The organism is Leptolyngbya sp. AS-A5 (assembly GCF_039962495.1).
Taxonomy (GTDB): domain Bacteria; phylum Cyanobacteriota; class Cyanobacteriia; order Leptolyngbyales; family Leptolyngbyaceae; genus Leptolyngbya.
The window spans coordinates 1-15892 of sequence record NZ_JAMPLL010000055.1; the positions used below are offsets into that span (position 1 = coordinate 1).

General features: G+C 43.7%; 15 protein-coding genes. 6 read left to right on the forward strand and 9 right to left on the reverse strand.

Going from position 1 to position 15892, the window contains the following annotated elements; translation table 11 throughout:
• Positions 1-1025: 1025 nt before the first annotated feature.
• From NC980_RS25070 to NC980_RS25110, 9 genes are all read right to left on the reverse strand, one after another.
• Positions 1026-3974, reverse strand: a complete 2949-nt coding sequence (locus NC980_RS25070; RefSeq protein WP_190380000.1) for a DUF5906 domain-containing protein — start codon at positions 3972-3974, stop codon at positions 1026-1028.
• A gap of 505 nt (positions 3975-4479) precedes the next feature.
• Positions 4480-5052, reverse strand: coding sequence for a hypothetical protein (locus NC980_RS25075; protein ID WP_190380001.1), 573 nt, complete (start codon positions 5050-5052; stop codon positions 4480-4482).
• On the reverse strand, positions 5049-5516 hold the full coding sequence (locus tag NC980_RS25080) for a hypothetical protein (protein ID WP_190380002.1): 468 nt from the start codon (positions 5514-5516) through the stop codon (positions 5049-5051). The genes NC980_RS25075 and NC980_RS25080 overlap by 4 nt, the downstream gene beginning before the upstream one ends.
• A 290-nt stretch (positions 5517-5806) precedes the next feature.
• Positions 5807-6358 carry a hypothetical protein gene (locus tag NC980_RS25085; protein ID WP_190380003.1) on the reverse strand — a complete coding sequence of 184 codons (552 nt, stop codon included), beginning with the start codon at positions 6356-6358 and terminating at the stop codon, positions 5807-5809.
• 74 nt (positions 6359-6432) lie between these two features.
• Positions 6433-6627 carry a hypothetical protein gene (locus NC980_RS25090; RefSeq protein ID WP_131604047.1) on the reverse strand — a complete coding sequence of 65 codons (195 nt, stop codon included), beginning with the start codon at positions 6625-6627 and terminating at the stop codon, positions 6433-6435.
• Positions 6620-7198: a terminase small subunit gene (locus tag NC980_RS25095; RefSeq protein WP_348254080.1), complete on the reverse strand. Its 579-nt coding sequence runs from the start codon at positions 7196-7198 to the stop codon at positions 6620-6622. Before NC980_RS25095 ends, NC980_RS25090 begins: the two co-directional genes overlap by 8 nt.
• Before the next feature lie 79 nt (positions 7199-7277).
• A complete protein-coding gene (locus NC980_RS25100; RefSeq protein ID WP_190380005.1) occupies positions 7278-7481 on the reverse strand; it encodes a hypothetical protein in 204 nt (67 codons plus the stop codon).
• Between the two features lie 559 nt (positions 7482-8040).
• On the reverse strand, positions 8041-8370 hold the full coding sequence (locus NC980_RS25105) for a hypothetical protein (protein ID WP_190380006.1): 330 nt from the start codon (positions 8368-8370) through the stop codon (positions 8041-8043).
• Positions 8371-8386: 16 nt separating this feature from the next.
• Positions 8387-8902, reverse strand: coding sequence for a hypothetical protein (locus NC980_RS25110; RefSeq protein WP_190380007.1), 516 nt, complete (start codon positions 8900-8902; stop codon positions 8387-8389).
• 241 nt (positions 8903-9143) lie between these two features.
• On the opposite strand from NC980_RS25110, the gene NC980_RS25115 reads away from it, so the two are divergent.
• The 6 genes from NC980_RS25115 (at position 9144) to NC980_RS25140 (ending at position 14889) form a co-directional block, all read left to right on the forward strand.
• The gene (locus tag NC980_RS25115) at positions 9144-9689 is read left to right on the forward strand and encodes a hypothetical protein (RefSeq protein ID WP_190380008.1); all 546 of its coding nucleotides are present in this window, start codon (positions 9144-9146) and stop codon (positions 9687-9689) included.
• Between the two features lie 397 nt (positions 9690-10086).
• The gene (locus tag NC980_RS25120; protein ID WP_190380009.1) at positions 10087-10320 is read left to right on the forward strand and encodes a hypothetical protein; all 234 of its coding nucleotides are present in this window, start codon (positions 10087-10089) and stop codon (positions 10318-10320) included.
• A 13-nt stretch (positions 10321-10333) separates the two neighbouring features.
• Entirely contained in the window at positions 10334-10867 is a 534-nt protein-coding gene (locus tag NC980_RS25125; RefSeq protein ID WP_131603970.1) for a hypothetical protein, read from the forward strand.
• Between the two features lie 71 nt (positions 10868-10938).
• The gene (locus tag NC980_RS25130) at positions 10939-13059 is read left to right on the forward strand and encodes a hypothetical protein (protein WP_190380010.1); all 2121 of its coding nucleotides are present in this window, start codon (positions 10939-10941) and stop codon (positions 13057-13059) included.
• 210 nt (positions 13060-13269) lie between these two features.
• Positions 13270-13593, forward strand: coding sequence for a hypothetical protein (locus NC980_RS25135; protein WP_190380011.1), 324 nt, complete (start codon positions 13270-13272; stop codon positions 13591-13593).
• A gap of 87 nt (positions 13594-13680) precedes the next feature.
• On the forward strand, positions 13681-14889 hold the full coding sequence (locus NC980_RS25140; protein ID WP_190380012.1) for a protelomerase family protein: 1209 nt from the start codon (positions 13681-13683) through the stop codon (positions 14887-14889).
• The last annotated feature ends 1003 nt before the right edge of the window (positions 14890-15892 follow it).

Below are 15892 nucleotides of genomic sequence, written 5' to 3' on the forward strand. Positions count from 1 at the left end.
TGCCCTTACTTGTATGCCCTTACTCTTATAAGAGTAAGGGCATACAAGTAAGGGCATAAGCAGGGATCGCCAAAAGTAAGTAAGGGCATCAGCAATTCTTATGTATAGGAATTTGCCCTTAGAAATGTTGTTTATGCCCTTAGAAATCTATGGATAGGAATTTGCCCTTAGTTCTCCAAAAGATGCCCTTAGAAATTTATGGTTAGTTCCTTCGATCCCTCGCTCAAAATTACGAACACTTTCCGACCATCGTTTTATTTTTTTGCGCCAATTCCCCGCACTGGGATCAGCGATCTCGCTCCAATCTGTTCGTAATGCCACACAAAAGCAGCGCGGTAGAGGGATGGTAGAGGGATGAATAGGGATGGTATAGGGATGGGTAGAGGGATGAAAACCTTACAGGCGAGGGAGTCTAGGGATTCTAGGGGTATCTCCCAATACTTCTATAAGCGTTATATGCATTTATCTTTATCTGTAGTGTGTTGTAATATGCTCTTTCTTCTTTCTTTCCTAAATATCATCTATCTATCCCTATCATCCCTAGAATCCCTCGCCTGTAAGAGTTTCAGTCTATCTCCCCATCCCTATCATCCCTCTACCTATCCCTATTCATCCCTCTCCCATCCCTCTACCGCACACTGAAACCAACACAATTGGGCAATGGATCGACTGCAAGAACGCGAAATCAGCGCGAGAAATTCACAGGCTTTGTAGTATGCAGCCTGTTCTAGAGAAAGGCTTGAATTGAGTGATCGCCTGAAACCCGTTTAATTTGCGCTATAGACCGCTTAAGTGTCTTTGCTGATAGATTCATCGTTTGAATTCTTAAAGCTATCCTATAGGTCATTTTCCGACCGTTCAGGCAATGAACGCTGCTTCTATCCCTCTGAACTTTGCAGCATTAAAAAAGCACCCTGTTCGAGTGCTTCATCCGCTCCAATTCCGCGATCTCATAAATCAAAAGCGACTCCCTAGCAGGAAGGCTAAGGAGTTGGGCTTGAGATCTGCGATTGTGTTCCGATGATTTAGACGTTCAGAGTTTTCACAGCGTCTCGAAGGATTCGTAAACTCTCATCGGTCTCGAATGCTGATTTGCAAAGCTGCTTTTGTTTGCTCGTTAATTTCAGCTTCATTAAGCGCGTACCTTCATCACTCAGAGGATAGTGATCGTATAGGATCTCTAGCTTCTCTGCTGTCTGTTCTACCGATTCAACTTGCTTTAACCCGTCAATCCAAAGTGCTGCAAGTTCCATTTGTCTGAATCGATTTACATCTTGGTCAGCAGGTTTACCAGTAAGTGGATGATAAGACACCATTAACTGATCGACATCTGGATCGCCCTTGTCGTTACGCTGAATCAGCGATAAACCTACAAGGACTGAGCGCGTACCGTGAGATTTAGGATTTGCAGCTTTGATTCTCACTAAGTCCTGAGTTTTATTGCAAATGTCTAAGACTTGAGACTTAAACTTCTGAATCGCTACAGGGTGTTTATGTCCGTTTTCCTCGCAGTATTGTAGATAATTTGCGTAAAGGTATTTCGTAGAATTAGCACCCTTAACGCCAATCTCAGTCACGCAAGATTCATCGAAACCGATTAGACAATTCTGATCGAGCCATTGCGCTATCGTGTTGGTTTCTAACAATGTCTGCGTGTATTGCGTTTTGTCTGATTTAGTACCTTTAATGATGTCGATTGCTTCATTTTCGCCTAAATTAATGATCCAATTTAGAATCCCTGAAAGCTCAGAAGCAAAAACACCCGAAAGATTACCGCTCCCATAGTCGAACTCTAGTAACGGCTTTTGTTTCTCCTGTGGGACTGTATTAGGGAATCTAAGGACAATTCGACGGGATTGGAAAGCGTCATCATCATCTGCCGTCTTAATCAAATCGTTTCCAGCGATCCAAATGATGCCAGGGAATACCATATCAAAAGCATCTTTGTTTTTCCCTTCAGCGTCGATCGTGTCTAGTCCTGATAAACGCTTCAATGTGTCAGGACTGCCCACAAAACCTTTAGTATCTGGGATGGTTGCAATCTTCTTGCCTAGCAAGTTTGAAAGCGTAAAATTATTCTCGTTTACCTTACGCATTTCTAAGGCTTTGTGCTTTTCAGGACTAACGAGAGCAATCATCACACGCTGAAAAACTGACTTTCCTGTGTCACGCTCTCCAACTAATTCGACAAGGATCTTTAAGTAGTTGAGACCCAATAGAGTTGCATAGGCGCAAGCTCTCAGCTTTCTATTATCAGCATCAGACAAGGTTTCAGTTAACCATTGCATCATAGATGGGCACTTTGCAGCCGGATCATAATCAGCGCACGATTGCCAATCAAAAAAGATCCCCTTGTCTGTCATCGTCTGGTAAGTATGCAGCGTCTTACTATAGACATCTAAAACGCCATTCTTACAAGGGAAGTATTGTTTACCTGTGTAGAACGTAATCGGCTCACAGAGCGAGATAAATAGATCTCGAAAGCCTTTCATCCAGTTCTGGGAAACAAGAGGGATTGCAGTTTGAGGATGAGCCTGTTCTAGAACCGATGTAAGCTTGTCGGTCAATCTGGCTTTGCAGTTCGGATCAATTTTACTGATTGATACACGCTCAAAAATGCCCTTCGATTCATTCAACCAGTACAGAGAATGCCCATTTGTTCCGACCTTGTTTTTGTACCGTTCTAGTGTGTATTGGACTGCAACGGCATGACTCGGAAGTAAATAGGTAGTGCCTTCAGTTTTAGAAATCTTCTCAACTAACGGTAAACCCTCGCCAGATCGAGCGCTTAAAATCCAATGCGGTACGGCTTCAGAGGTTGATTGCTTCTGAACTGTTGCAGGTGCTTTCTTAGGTCGGATCGAGGGAATCTTAGCCTTCTTGTTTAGCTGGAATTTCAAGCGATCCTTAAAATCGTCCTTAGCAACTGGATCGTAGTCGCTACGTTTCTCCATTGACTGCCAAATGATTTCAGCTTCAGAAGTGTCTAGAGGTGGATTGAATCGCGTTAAAGCTTCATCCCACAATGAGCGCGGTGAACGCTCTACGCTATAACCATCACGAATTACCCATCTGTTAACACCTGCTAAATCGCAAGCAAGTTTGTAGGCTGATTTATTACGATTACCCTCAGAGACTCCATTAGTGAAAATGTCTTGATGTTCCCTAGCTAGTATCGGAATCAGATCAATAGCTACATTGTCAAAATCAGAAGCTTGAACTTTAGCAGGTTGGATAGGTTTAGTACCCTGTTCGGTCTGAGTTGGCTTGTAACCAGTTTTTACTGGAAAAATGCCGATAGATTCAAGGCTCTCGACTTCACAAGGTTGGCAGAAGCTTAAGCGCTCGTAGGGTTTTCCGTTAGGGTGAATCGTTGGAGCTAATACGCAAAACTTCCCTTTATGAAGAATCTCGCCAACAAAAGCACCATTCTCAGATATTGCAAAATTAAAGGATCTAGATGCAGCTTTGCATTTAACTGCAACGTGATAGCCACCAGCCCCCGACCGCTCGATCCAAGTATCAGGAATGCGATCTAGAAGTTGGTTTAGATCAGAGTCGCAATCTTCCTGAGTCTGGTAATTCTTGCGATCAAAGTCGATCCAAACGATATCAGACCAATTACCAAAAGTGCCAACTCCGACACGCGGATCAGCGAACCACTCACTCAACTCCCCCCTATTGGGCAATCTGGCTTCATGAAATTCGCTGTGTTTGAGTAGCTTGGTTTTTCCTGACTTGCTAATGTAGCTAGGTGCTTTGCCACATACAAAACCGGTTTCAGGTGCAACTGGGATCGGCGGTAATCCGAGAGAAAGAAGTTTTTCGATCGTCGCTTGAACGCCCGGATTTCTTGAGTAGATTTCTGTTGCTTTATCTGTCGAAATTCGTTCGTTTGCTTGTCCCAAATTTGATTCGTTAGCGTTCTCAATATCGCTATCATGAAAGGGTAGCGTTTGAGATCCAATAGCCACTAACTCTTCTAGAGAGTTGTCAGATCTGTATAAATCCACTAGAATTGTCCTACAACTAAATTTGTTACGTTGAACCCGCTTAAGATGGTGCAAACATCTTGCGGGTTTTTCCATTTCTAAGCGTTGATCGCGGTCTCAGACGCTTCTCTCTGTTTTCGTCTCTTGTAAGACTTGTACAACTCTCGGATCGCCGTTCTCAGTGCGAATGAGTTGTTACAGTCGAATTCCGCCTCTGCAACTTCTTCTAACTCTTTAACAACTGATTCGGGAAACGTATAGCTTCTGCGGATCATTTTCTCTTTTTCCTTTGCGCGCGGCATAATTTTGTACCACCAATTTACTGTAGCATACTCGATATTGTATGAATTTGATCAGTGGAAAACGCGAAACCATTTCGACGTGGGAATTACGGATCACACTCTTATTTGTCAATTTTGTATAAATCAAAGCCCCTAGAGTGTGTACCCTAGAGGCTTTTCTTTAGTTCAAACTTAGGAGGTTTGCTTTAGAGAGCGTGATCGCTTCCCTGGTAGCGTGTTGTAGCCTGTACCTGATTAGAATTCGGATATTTGCAGAACAACGGCAGATCGTTAAAGTTGAAATCGAAGGTTTGACCTAAATCGACGGGTCTCGACACATCGAACGCAGTGCGAAGAACTAGCGCTTCATTTTGATCAATCTCTGCCCCCAGTTCGCGCCAAATTTCGTGAACTTCATCGATCAGAGCGTTGAACTTCTTAGCCAGTTCGATCCGATTGTTTAGAATCTTCTGCGCTTGCGCGTAAACGACTTTCTGCTCTTTCGACAATGACGCTTCTAGATTGTTAAGTTCTCGCTGCATTGCTGCAATATCACCTTTCAGCTTTTCAGCGTCGGAATCAGTCTGATCAACTTGGGCACTAGCTTCACCGATAGCAGCGATCAATTGCTGCTTACGATTCTCTTTTGATTCAAGCTCACGCTTTTGAGCATCCAGCGTCATCAGAGCGCGGGTTTTCTCCGAGAGTACAGATTGATATTTGTCGAAATCCATTGGATCAAATGCCTCTTGATTGAATAACTTTTTAATAGGGTTCATCGGTTCACCTGCTTAGACTTCTTCCACTGGTTGACGCGTTTCTGTCGCTTCATCATTTGCTTAGGGGGTGTGTTGCCGAAACCTTTCGACTGAGCAACTGATTTCTTAAGCCCGTTAATAAAGCTCATCGGTTGTACAGGATTGCCCAATTGATCTGTGTACAGAAGATCTGGGAAAGCCCGTAAGATCAGAGGTCTATTGTCTTCAACTGCATCCAGCAAAGCTTCTTTTTGCGATGGGTGAACTTCGATAGTCAACATTCGGGGTTTTAGATCTAAGCCGATCACAGGTGAACACGCAAAACTTGAAACAACTAACTGCAAGCAATAGCGGTCTGGCATATCAGCACCCATCATCTTATGCTGATTGAAAAATGTGATTTCGATAGGCTCATCTTTCACTTTGTGAAAAACCCATAAACCGAAATCTTCTAGGAGATCATCTTTGTTGTTTTGTGTCATCATTAATTAGTGGATCGATAGACAATTGGCAGAAGTAAAGACTAGGGGGATTCAACGCGATCCCCTTTTTGCTGACTAGACTCTGATATCAAAATCAAAATATACGCGCTCAAATTGAGACCCCTAGATCGAGCTTTAGCAACTGCCTCAGCTTTTTCTGTAGGGGTCATTCGTAAGTTAACGCGCTCTGATTTTGACATTAGGAAATGCTGATCTGTACTTACAGTCTAGCATTTTCATTTTTGTGGATTATTTAGGTGTTTCTATTAGCAGATTTGTATAAATGCAGTGATCTAATCGAGCTTTTCAATCAACCATTCAGACTGCTTACCTTTAGATTGCATTCGAGTGCATCGAAACCCGTAGCGCTCGATCGAGTCACCTTTTATAGTGTGCAACTCTAGCAATGCTGCCAATTTATTTGTGGGCAATCTCCATCGGTTCATCGCTGCTTTTTCGAGTTCATCGAAATTTGTAAGCGTGTTCGCTGGATTCCGTTGAACGATTGCGGACAATAACCCTAGAAGCATTGATTCTTTAGATTCCGCCTGTGTTGTGTCAGTAGTCGCTAGAGATTGCCCATCATTGGATTTAGTACCGTAGCGCTCGGATAGAAACCGATCTACGTCGCTGCCGTTCTGTTGCACCCATTCATGCAGGCTATCTAAAAATCTCAACTGCTCGGAACTGACGAAAGACTTATTCTGAATCCGCACAGGTTCACCCAATCCAGCCTCAGCCATTGCGGTTAATCGTCGCTCGTATAATTGCGTTCTGCCTATTCCATAACGCTTAGGGAGTTCAGACACAGGAGTTCTATCGTCTGCCGCGATTGAAATTTCCATAGGATCGCTCTAGCTGTTCGGTGGAATCCGGTGGAATCCGGTGGACAAGGCGAATTATACAGCTATGGGAAAATTTAATCGTTAAAGACGAAATCGTTTCTAGATTTCTTGCTCTGATTCTGATTAGCTGGATGCACCTGAATGATCAGCCGTTCAACATCTGCGCGATCGCAGTTAAATAATTTTGTGAGACTATCTACCGCTTGATCTCTAGCGATCTGCTCATGCTTCAGACTAATGAGTGCAATCACTCGATCAAGTTCAGCCATTCTCAACCCTCCATTCACCTGTGGCAGAATCTTGCTTCAAATGAACGCCGTATTTGCTCAATGTGTTGAGCGCTAGGTTTAGTTCACTCGATAAGCCTGTGACTTTCATTAGACCTTCAAGCGCTCGTTGTCGATCTGCTAGTTTGCCCTTACGTTTGATAGTGACATTCCCGCGCCTATCCGTAACTGTTTCTACGTTAATTTCTGCCAGCGCTCCGAGACAATGATCGGGTATCTCACTAATGGGCAATAGTTCACCGTCATCATTAAACATCTGCTTAGGATCAGCAAAAGCGATCGCCGCTAACTCTTGCACCAAACGATCCGCGCTAATGTCGAAACGCTTGCTTACGTTGGCTTGCAGGTGTCTAATATAGTTCTGAATCTCAGGTTTTCTCAGAAAATTAGAGCTTTCGGTACTGGCTACACTTTCAGATCGTGCCACAAAACCAGCCTGATAATAAGCGCGTGTAGCATTACCTCCATTGCTTGTATAAGCCTCTGCAAACGCTCGCTGTTTTACGGTTAATTTGTCTAATAGCAATTCTTCACTCATCACACTGCATAGCATACATACTTCTATTCTAGGCACATCAGAAAAGAGCCGATCTGAATGAGATCGACTCCTTTCGAGTAACTAGCAATAGTTACTATTGCTGCACAGTCGTGTCAGTTTGTGGAAGATTGGTAAGCCCTCCAGCCTTCTGAACATCTGCGATCGCAGGTTTCTGACAGTCACCTTCCACATTATGTGGCGGCTTTCCTGTGTGTGCTCCTGAGAGTAACGCCAGAAAAGCCGACAGCAAAACAGACAAGCAAGCTCGATTGAGCTTCAAGCGAAAATAGATCTCCATTCGGGTCTCCGTTATTTAGTGAGAGTCGAAGTGGAGGTTTCTCACAAGTACTCATTAGTTTTAGATCTGGATTGTACTTGTAAGAAATGTCTCCACCCATCCATAAGTTGATACTGCTAGGTTGGTAAGACCTATTAGTGTTTCAACTATGCGGTTAGTGTAACCTTATTTCATTAAAGTGAGAATGGGAAAAGAGATCTTTCTCATAAAACAGATCCCCCTTGTACAAGGGTGATAAAGAAAACTTATAGGTATAGGATCTGGATAAGTGCATCCGAAAGCTTTCGGAATTGTCAGTATTTCAATAAGACAAAAGAAAATATGTTCCGTCTTCCAAAAGCTTGAAAAGTTCCGATATATTTCGGAAAACGAAACCTAAACAAAAACACAAGCCTATGTTAAAGTGTGTGCAATACAGAAATCCTTATAGATCTGGATTGTACTTGTAGGAAGTGTCTCTGGTGGATTGGTAACCCATCCAAAGGCAATGAAAATAAAAAAGCAGGGGGTTCATATTCCCTGCTTTTTGCGTTTTAGAGATAAATTTGCGCTTCAGTCGTTACATTAAAGCGTTCCCAAGTTCGATCCCAAGTTTTACCAAATGCTTTTCCTTGAGATGTTCGCAAGCAGCGCGAGCGGATTCAGCCAGAATCGTATCAGTGTTAGGTGTGAGCTTTAGCGCTCCCCCTAGATAGCCTAGAGATTTGCAGAAATTGTCTGTCAGGTTGGTAGACGCTAATCGCTTCACCGTTGCATGATCACCACGCTGGAAAGCTTCTAGCGCATTCTTGTGTAAATCCGCTTCTGGTTCTCCTAGAGTTTCAAGAATTGCTGAGACTGCCTTGTTTACTTTCTCGGCTGTGAATTCTGTCTGTAGTGCCTGTACCATTTTTGATTCTCCTTTCTTATTGGTAATCGTTTTTCTTGTCTAGTTCGATCTGTGGCAGATAAGCTTCAGCCCAGTTCTTTAGGAGATGCCAGCGAACCATCCGACCGACCATCTGAGGGTAACTATCGCGGTGAACGATATGCCCAACTCGTAACAGTGCGAAATTAAAAGCAGAGATCTCGATCGTGTTGTAAGCGCGTCTGAACTGCTTATCGTTTGGGATTGCGATGATATTTTCCAGCGTTAAAGGATCTTGCTTATCTAGAACGAGCGAACGAGTGTAAGACGGCAGATCATCTTCTGACTTGTCCCTCAATATTTGAAAGTGTTCTGATGAGGAGATCCCTCTAGCCTCAGCATCTTTAATCCCCGCATAAATATAGAAATCACGATTGCGCCTGAAATAACCTTGTAGAGCATTTTTCAGGATGCTCGATTTGTTGTAGCCAAGCTCATCACAAGCAAGCATAAGGCGATCCCAATCTTCATCGGGTAACAGGACGTGAGCTATACGCAGTTCTTTTAGAGCCATATCAAACAATCAATCCGCATAGCATATTTTCTCATAATCATGATCTGATTATAACGTCACGGTGAAAGGATAATAGACGGTTGTGAAAGATTTTTTCATGGTTATGAAAGATTGTGCTATATTAAATTTGTGAGCAGTCACACACCCATCACTGAAGAGTCACTGACTACCCAGAGACCAGTCAAACCGACCCATCAGAGACCAGTCAACCGCTCACAGTCCAATCATCACAAAAGCTGAAATGATTACTACGAAAGACTTCAAGACCACTCACGCGCTATCAGATAGCACCTTCACTAGACTCGTCAGACGCGCTCAAACCGACTACCCAGATCTCGCCATCACCCGCAAAGTGAGCAGTCAAGTATGGGAAGTTTTAGAGCCTGATCTGCTCGAAAGCTACATCTCTAAGAAACCTGCTGCAAAGCAAGAAACCGAATCAATCGACGGTGAGATCATCGAAACCCTTGAACTTTGCAACGGTTCACAGTTGACGGTTAGACGCGAAATCGTACCCGCTCCGTATGTTCCACCGCTACAGATTCAGACTGAAGTGAAGCAAACGGATCTCTCAAAAGTTGACGAATTGATCGAGCGTCTGAGAGTCGAAATCGAAGCAAAAAACGAAGTAAAGCGACTGGCAGAATTAGCCGAATTTGCCCAACAGTGTGAGGCAAAAAAGAAGAATCGCGATCTAGTCGAAATGCTGATCGAGCAAGGATACGACGCTCAAACAGCCGTAAAAATCGCGCAGCATTCCCAGAATCTAAACCCGGTGGGAAAGTAACCGATTCAGCGTTAGAGGTCGATCCGATTGCCCAATTCGATAGACCTCTAACGCTCCCTCAACTGTTCGCTATCACTCTATCAATCGTTATTCTCTGGTATCTCTTATGAATCGTTCAACAGTCTCCAAATCAATCGATCTTGCTTTCCTTAAAGCGTTCGCTGTCCTGTTCTTTCTCATTGTCGGATGTCAAACCGTTAAGTATTACGCAACGCCTCAAACTCAATCGCAGCAAACTTTTAGAGGTCACAAGTAAATGTATAGAACGAATCAATCAAGAATGTTTTGGATCGGTCTAACGATGGGCACTTGCATCACTCTCATGTTTACGACTGGTGTACTTCAGTTCAATACAAACGCAATCGATCAACCTAAGCAAACTCGGAGTAAATAACCAATGCCTAGATCTCGTAAAAACAATCCCGTTACAGAAATGCCTGTTGATTTTCCAATCCAGCATGAGCCAGGGTCACACGGTGGAATTTTCGACGATATCCCGCCGATCGAGACTTCCAATACTAGCAACGTGATCCCTTTCACCAGCACAGGCAACGATCAAGCTTTTCGACAGAATCGCGATACTGCTCAACTCGATCAATTTCTTGCACAGTACGGAATCGAATTCATTTAGGAGGTAAACCGCAATGGCTTTTCAACTACCGCAAAATTTCAATGTAGAGCTACCAAACTTTGATCAGTTAGCAGATGGAGCAATCGGATCGCCTGAAACTGGGTTCGCGCCAGGTGAGAACATTGCAAGAACTACCGATCAGGCTAGAGAGCAACACGCGCAAATTTATCGAGAGCAACAGAACACGATCGAGAATTTGAAGGATGGTATCAAGCTTGTAAACAACATCGTTCAGGCAGGGGTAGAAGCTACCACGCTAGGACAGACTCTAATCAAGTATCAGACCGGACTTGAGAAGATTCGCAATGAAGGTGTGAAGCTTCAAAAGGCTCAAACTCAGACCGCAATTTCTCAGACGGAGCTTTCACAGTTGCAATTGAAGCTTGGTTTTGAAACCGATAAGTTACCAATCCTTCAATCAGGCTACCAAGCCAAATTACAAGGGTTGCAAGTTCAAGCCGAAATTGCACATAGAGAAACTGAAAAGCTGATGATTGAACGCGATACGCGCTTCCCAGTGGTAGACGTTCAAGCGATTGCAGCTTAAGCAAAAAATCGAAAGGGGTCTAAAGATAGACCCCGATCCAGTCCCCAATCATCACAAAAGGAACTGAAGAAATGATAACCCGCAATTTTGTTGATCAATTAGCTGAAACCCTCGCATTTGGCGGAATTGGGATTGGTGCTGTTCTAGCGCTCGTAACTAATACGATCAAACCGAATCCACAGATCGCCACATTCAGCACTCTAACGGCTTGCACTTTAGCGATTGGCTACCGCGAAGTCACTAGAAAGCGCGGTGATCAGAAAGTTTATGCAGAAAGAGACGCGCTCAAGGTTTCGTTGCATCAGATGGAACTTTCCCTGAGGAACGCCGAATTAAGCCTAGAGCAAGGATTAAAGCAGCGTCAGGAATACTATGAGGCCAAACTGTCTGAAATGCGGTCTAAGCTCAATTCTGACGCAAATTTGCAGACGAAATTCGATGAAGTTCGGAAAGCTTTCGATCAACGTGCGACTGAGCTTAAGAACGCTCTAGCAGAGTGCGACAGATTGAGGTCTGAAGCTGCAAGCTTTGAAGGTCAAAAGCAACAATGGGTGCAGAAATTCGATCAATTGATTTCTGAACAGAATCAAGAATACGACAAACTACACAGCCAGATCGCACAGCTTGAACGCGAGAATCTACAGTACAAAGCGCGGTTTGATTCTGCCGACGAAATCGCTAAACTCCGAGCCGACAAAGAAGCCTCAGAGTTAAAAGATTCGATTGCCCAATTGCAGAAAACTTACGATCAGAAGATGGGTGAGTTTAAGCAGTTGGCAACGTTATATAACTCCTTGCGAACTGAGGATGATTCTAAGTTTGCAGAGCTTCAGAGCAAATTTGCCTATCTCACCGGACAAGGTTTTCAGGAGGTCGAGCAAGAATTCAATTCTGAATTATCCACACGGGATCGAATGCTACTTGCAGCCAGTGCGAAAATCTCGGAACTCGAAAAACCTCACCTGTTCGATGATATTGGGGACTTCGTTAGACCGAATCGACTGATCAAATCCCTATGGGAATCTGAAGAACGCATTTGCTTAGATGCTTCTGAAATCGTGCCCCACGGTGACAATAGCGGCTTTGATGTCTATTTCTCCCTGCGAGACAGACGCGCTAGGGGTCAGGCTACAATCGACGCTTTGAACGAGCGCGGGAATGAATTCTCTGTCTTGTGTGGCACGATCAAGGATTTGAAATTTGAATACGACAGAGTAAACCCGCACCGAATCAAAGCATCCTTTGTTTTGAGAAAACCTGAGAAAATCGCACCTAAGACAACGATTGATAAATTGTGGATTCCTTCAGAACAATTCGCAAGCAAGACCGCTAAACTGCTCAAAAAACCGATGACTCGCGTTATGGGCTCAACGGGTGAGGGCAAAGGTATTTTTGTAAATCTGCTTCTGGCAGTCGAAGCAAATCAATCGACTCCTAGCGCGGTGCGATTGCATGATCCGATGGATGGCTCTAGTGCTGACTATTGGCAAGTTCCTAAGACTTCCAAGGGTAAGAACGCTACTAGAAAAGCGGTTCAAATATTCGCTAAGGAGTTCAATGATCGTCTAGAAAATCAAATTTCAGCACCGCTCACACTGGATGTATTCGACGAAATTGATATCGTTGCAAGCGACGATCCGAGCATCAATAAAGCGTTTCTGAATACAGCTAAAGGTATGCGGCATTGTGGAATGAGAGCCGTAATTATTGGGCAATCTCCCTCAGTTGGAAAGAAGGGGTTTGAATGGGCTGATTTGGATAATTTCAACGCTGTCTATTTCGGTACTGCGATTGTAACAGCTATCGATAAAACACCCGCGCTAGAGATGCAATCCGCCAAACTGAAAGAGACCTATCAAAAGCTTTCTGACTACTGCGACAAACAAAATGAGGAACACGGTTTAGACCCTCTAACCGCTTGGAATGCCTATCGATTCGGTCTCGTAGTAACTCAGGGTAAAGCTACCTTTTTTGAGTTGCCCAATGCTGATTCTATCGCTTGCGACTGGACACGATTGAATCAAGCTTCAGAGGTTTCTAAGGATGTTCTAAAGTCTTCTGATTCTGATTCTTCAACGTGTTCTCATTCGTCTTACAACGTGCGGAAAACCTTCAAAGATAGCAATGGAGTTCCTGTTAAGCAGTACCGCAAATGTAAAAACTGTGGGGAGAATTTTACGGTGAATTTATAGCGCTTAAACGTCTGCCGAATCCCTGCCGAATCATTCGGCGGATTTCGGCGGATTTCGGCGAAACGATCCGAAAGTACAGTTTTATAAGGGTTTCAGACTGCCGAATTTCTGCCGAATTTCTGCCGAATCGCACTATGTAGGGGTATGCCGAATCGATCTACGATTCTGGATAGTGTTAGAAAATACTCGACAATTAATGTTAGGAGAAAAATGAAAAGTATTGTTGAACAGAGACGCGAAAGCTTCATGACTAAACTCGATCCAAACTGGCAAGAATTCGTGAATCGAGGTTTTTGGAGCGTGTGGGAAGAGTATCAAAGATTTGTGTTTGATGTCAGAAACGAATCAGACTATTTGCATTACACAGCAAATCTAATCGACTTGATTAAAGCGCTTGAATCAGCATTAGAAAAACCAGTGCGATTTCTAGCGGTTCTATGGTTGGATGTGGATGATGCAAACGAGAAAGTGATCCGTAAATTTGAGTACGGCGAATTCCATTTTGAGCTTGATTCTCAGGTAAACACCCTCTAAAAATAAATGCCCTTACTTCTTGACAACGGCAACCGATGTGCTATTCTATAGAAGTAAGGGCAACTGCAACAAAAGAGGGCTTCTAAAATGTCTAACCGCTACTTTCTGACAGATGGAACAAACTTCATTATCGATCCGCAAAAAGAAGAGAATCCTATCGAAGCGCGTAAGGCTAAGATTCACTTTGTAATGGGTCTAAATATGTTGGATGTTGCAAAGAATCCCATCTGGAAGATTGACGCGATCCGAGCATTAGCAACCGCACTTGTGCAAACTACAGAAGATCGGAAGCGTAGCCCTAAGAACATCCTGATCGAGCGTCTAAGCGAGTTTATCGAAGCGGAGCGCAAAGCTAAAGCGACTGCGCTAGATGCAATGATCGACGATGGCGTTATCGATGTTCGTACAATTGATTTAGTCTTTCTGGCACTATCTAAGAATTTGACACCGAAAGAGATTTCAGACCTAATTGAAGGGAGCTTACGAGAGACTTACACAACAGATGAATCTCTTGTTAAAACAGGCTTGAATCGACTCTTCAAAGCAATCTCGCGTGATGATCGCTTTGTGAACTATCAAGCAGCAATTGCCAAAATCAAGACCGAATTGAAAAGTATCACCGTACCCGTAAACAATCAGCACAGAAAGAACTATACGGAGCAGGTTAAAAACTCTCAAGGAGATCTGCGATTCATCCGTAAAGCACCTGTGATGGAATTTACCGAAATGGTTTTATCGACTCCAGACGATTACAACTACATCGCTGTAAGTTATGCAATCGGCATTGCAACAGGTAGACGGATGGCTGAGATATTAGGAGACCATTCGACATGGGAAGCGGTAGACAATGATCATTTAGCGTTCACTGGTCTACTTAAAACTAAATCATTGAACCGCATTGATGAGCGCGTGATCCTTCTGCCACTAATCGACTCTCATCTAGTGGTAAGCGCGATCGAATGGTTGGACGGTAACAACCCAAAAGCTAAAAACTACCGCATCGATCATGAGCGCGTGAATGCTCGGTACTCGAAAGAATTCAGCAATCGCGCTCCTAAATCGGTTTTAGCAATGAAAGACGCTTCAAAAGCTGGATTATCTGAGGAGAATGAAAAATCTTTGCCTGGTATCCGCCAATTCAAGGACACACGCGATTTTCATGCCGCTTATCATATGCAATTAATCTATGACGCTGAATCATCCGCCGAAACGCCACAACATTACGTGATGTCGAAGGTTCTACATCATGACGCGCTTGCAGCGACCGAAAGCTATATGAAAGTGAAGCTGATTTGATCTCAAGCCCAACTCCTTAGCCTTCCTGCTAGGGAGTCGCTTTTGATTTATGAGATCGCGGAATTGGAGCGGATGAAGCACTCGAACAGGGTGCTTTTTTAATGCTGCAAAGTTCAGAGGGATAGAAGCAGCGTTCATTGCCTGAACGGTCGGAAAATGACCTATAGGATAGCTTTAAGAATTCAAACGATGAATCTATCAGCAAAGACACTTAAGCGGTCTATAGCGCAAATTAAACGGGTTTCAGGCGATCACTCAATTCAAGCCTTTCTCTAGAACAGGCTGCATACTACAAAGCCTGTGAATTTCTCGCGCTGATTTCGCGTTCTTGCAGTCGATCCATTGCCCAATTGTGTTGGTTTCAGTGTGCGGTAGAGGGATGGGAGAGGGATGAATAGGGATAGGTAGAGGGATGATAGGGATGGGGAGATAGACTGAAACTCTTACAGGCGAGGGATTCTAGGGATGATAGGGATAGATAGATGATATTTAGGAAAGAAAGAAGAAAGAGCATATTACAACACACTACAGATAAAGATAAATGCATATAACGCTTATAGAAGTATTGGGAGATACCCCTAGAATCCCTAGACTCCCTCGCCTGTAAGGTTTTCATCCCTCTACCCATCCCTATACCATCCCTATTCATCCCTCTACCATCCCTCTACCGCGCTGCTTTTGTGTGGCATTACGAACAGATTGGAGCGAGATCGCTGATCCCAGTGCGGGGAATTGGCGCAAAAAAATAAAACGATGGTCGGAAAGTGTTCGTAATTTTGAGCGAGGGATCGAAGGAACTAACCATAAATTTCTAAGGGCATCTTTTGGAGAACTAAGGGCAAATTCCTATCCATAGATTTCTAAGGGCATAAACAACATTTCTAAGGGCAAATTCCTATACATAAGAATTGCTGATGCCCTTACTTACTTTTGGCGATCCCTGCTTATGCCCTTACTTGTATGCCCTTACTCTTATAAGAGTAAGGGCATACAAGTAAGGGCA

Coding starts and splice junctions, on each gene's coding strand:
- NC980_RS25075 (WP_190380001.1), bottom strand. CDS start 5,052: ATGAACCCTATTAAAAAGTTATTCAATCAAGAGGCATTTGATCCAATG.
- NC980_RS25080 (WP_190380002.1), bottom strand. CDS start 5,516: ATGATGACACAAAACAACAAAGATGATCTCCTAGAAGATTTCGGTTTA.
- NC980_RS25085 (WP_190380003.1), bottom strand. CDS start 6,358: ATGGAAATTTCAATCGCGGCAGACGATAGAACTCCTGTGTCTGAACTC.
- NC980_RS25090 (WP_131604047.1), bottom strand. CDS start 6,627: ATGGCTGAACTTGATCGAGTGATTGCACTCATTAGTCTGAAGCATGAG.
- NC980_RS25095 (WP_348254080.1), bottom strand. CDS start 7,198: ATGCTATGCAGTGTGATGAGTGAAGAATTGCTATTAGACAAATTAACC.
- NC980_RS25100 (WP_190380005.1), bottom strand. CDS start 7,481: ATGGAGATCTATTTTCGCTTGAAGCTCAATCGAGCTTGCTTGTCTGTT.
- NC980_RS25105 (WP_190380006.1), bottom strand. CDS start 8,370: ATGGTACAGGCACTACAGACAGAATTCACAGCCGAGAAAGTAAACAAG.
- NC980_RS25110 (WP_190380007.1), bottom strand. CDS start 8,902: ATGGCTCTAAAAGAACTGCGTATAGCTCACGTCCTGTTACCCGATGAA.
- NC980_RS25115 (WP_190380008.1), top strand. CDS start 9,144: ATGATTACTACGAAAGACTTCAAGACCACTCACGCGCTATCAGATAGC.
- NC980_RS25120 (WP_190380009.1), top strand. CDS start 10,087: ATGCCTAGATCTCGTAAAAACAATCCCGTTACAGAAATGCCTGTTGAT.
- NC980_RS25125 (WP_131603970.1), top strand. CDS start 10,334: ATGGCTTTTCAACTACCGCAAAATTTCAATGTAGAGCTACCAAACTTT.
- NC980_RS25130 (WP_190380010.1), top strand. CDS start 10,939: ATGATAACCCGCAATTTTGTTGATCAATTAGCTGAAACCCTCGCATTT.
- NC980_RS25135 (WP_190380011.1), top strand. CDS start 13,270: ATGAAAAGTATTGTTGAACAGAGACGCGAAAGCTTCATGACTAAACTC.
- NC980_RS25140 (WP_190380012.1), top strand. CDS start 13,681: ATGTCTAACCGCTACTTTCTGACAGATGGAACAAACTTCATTATCGAT.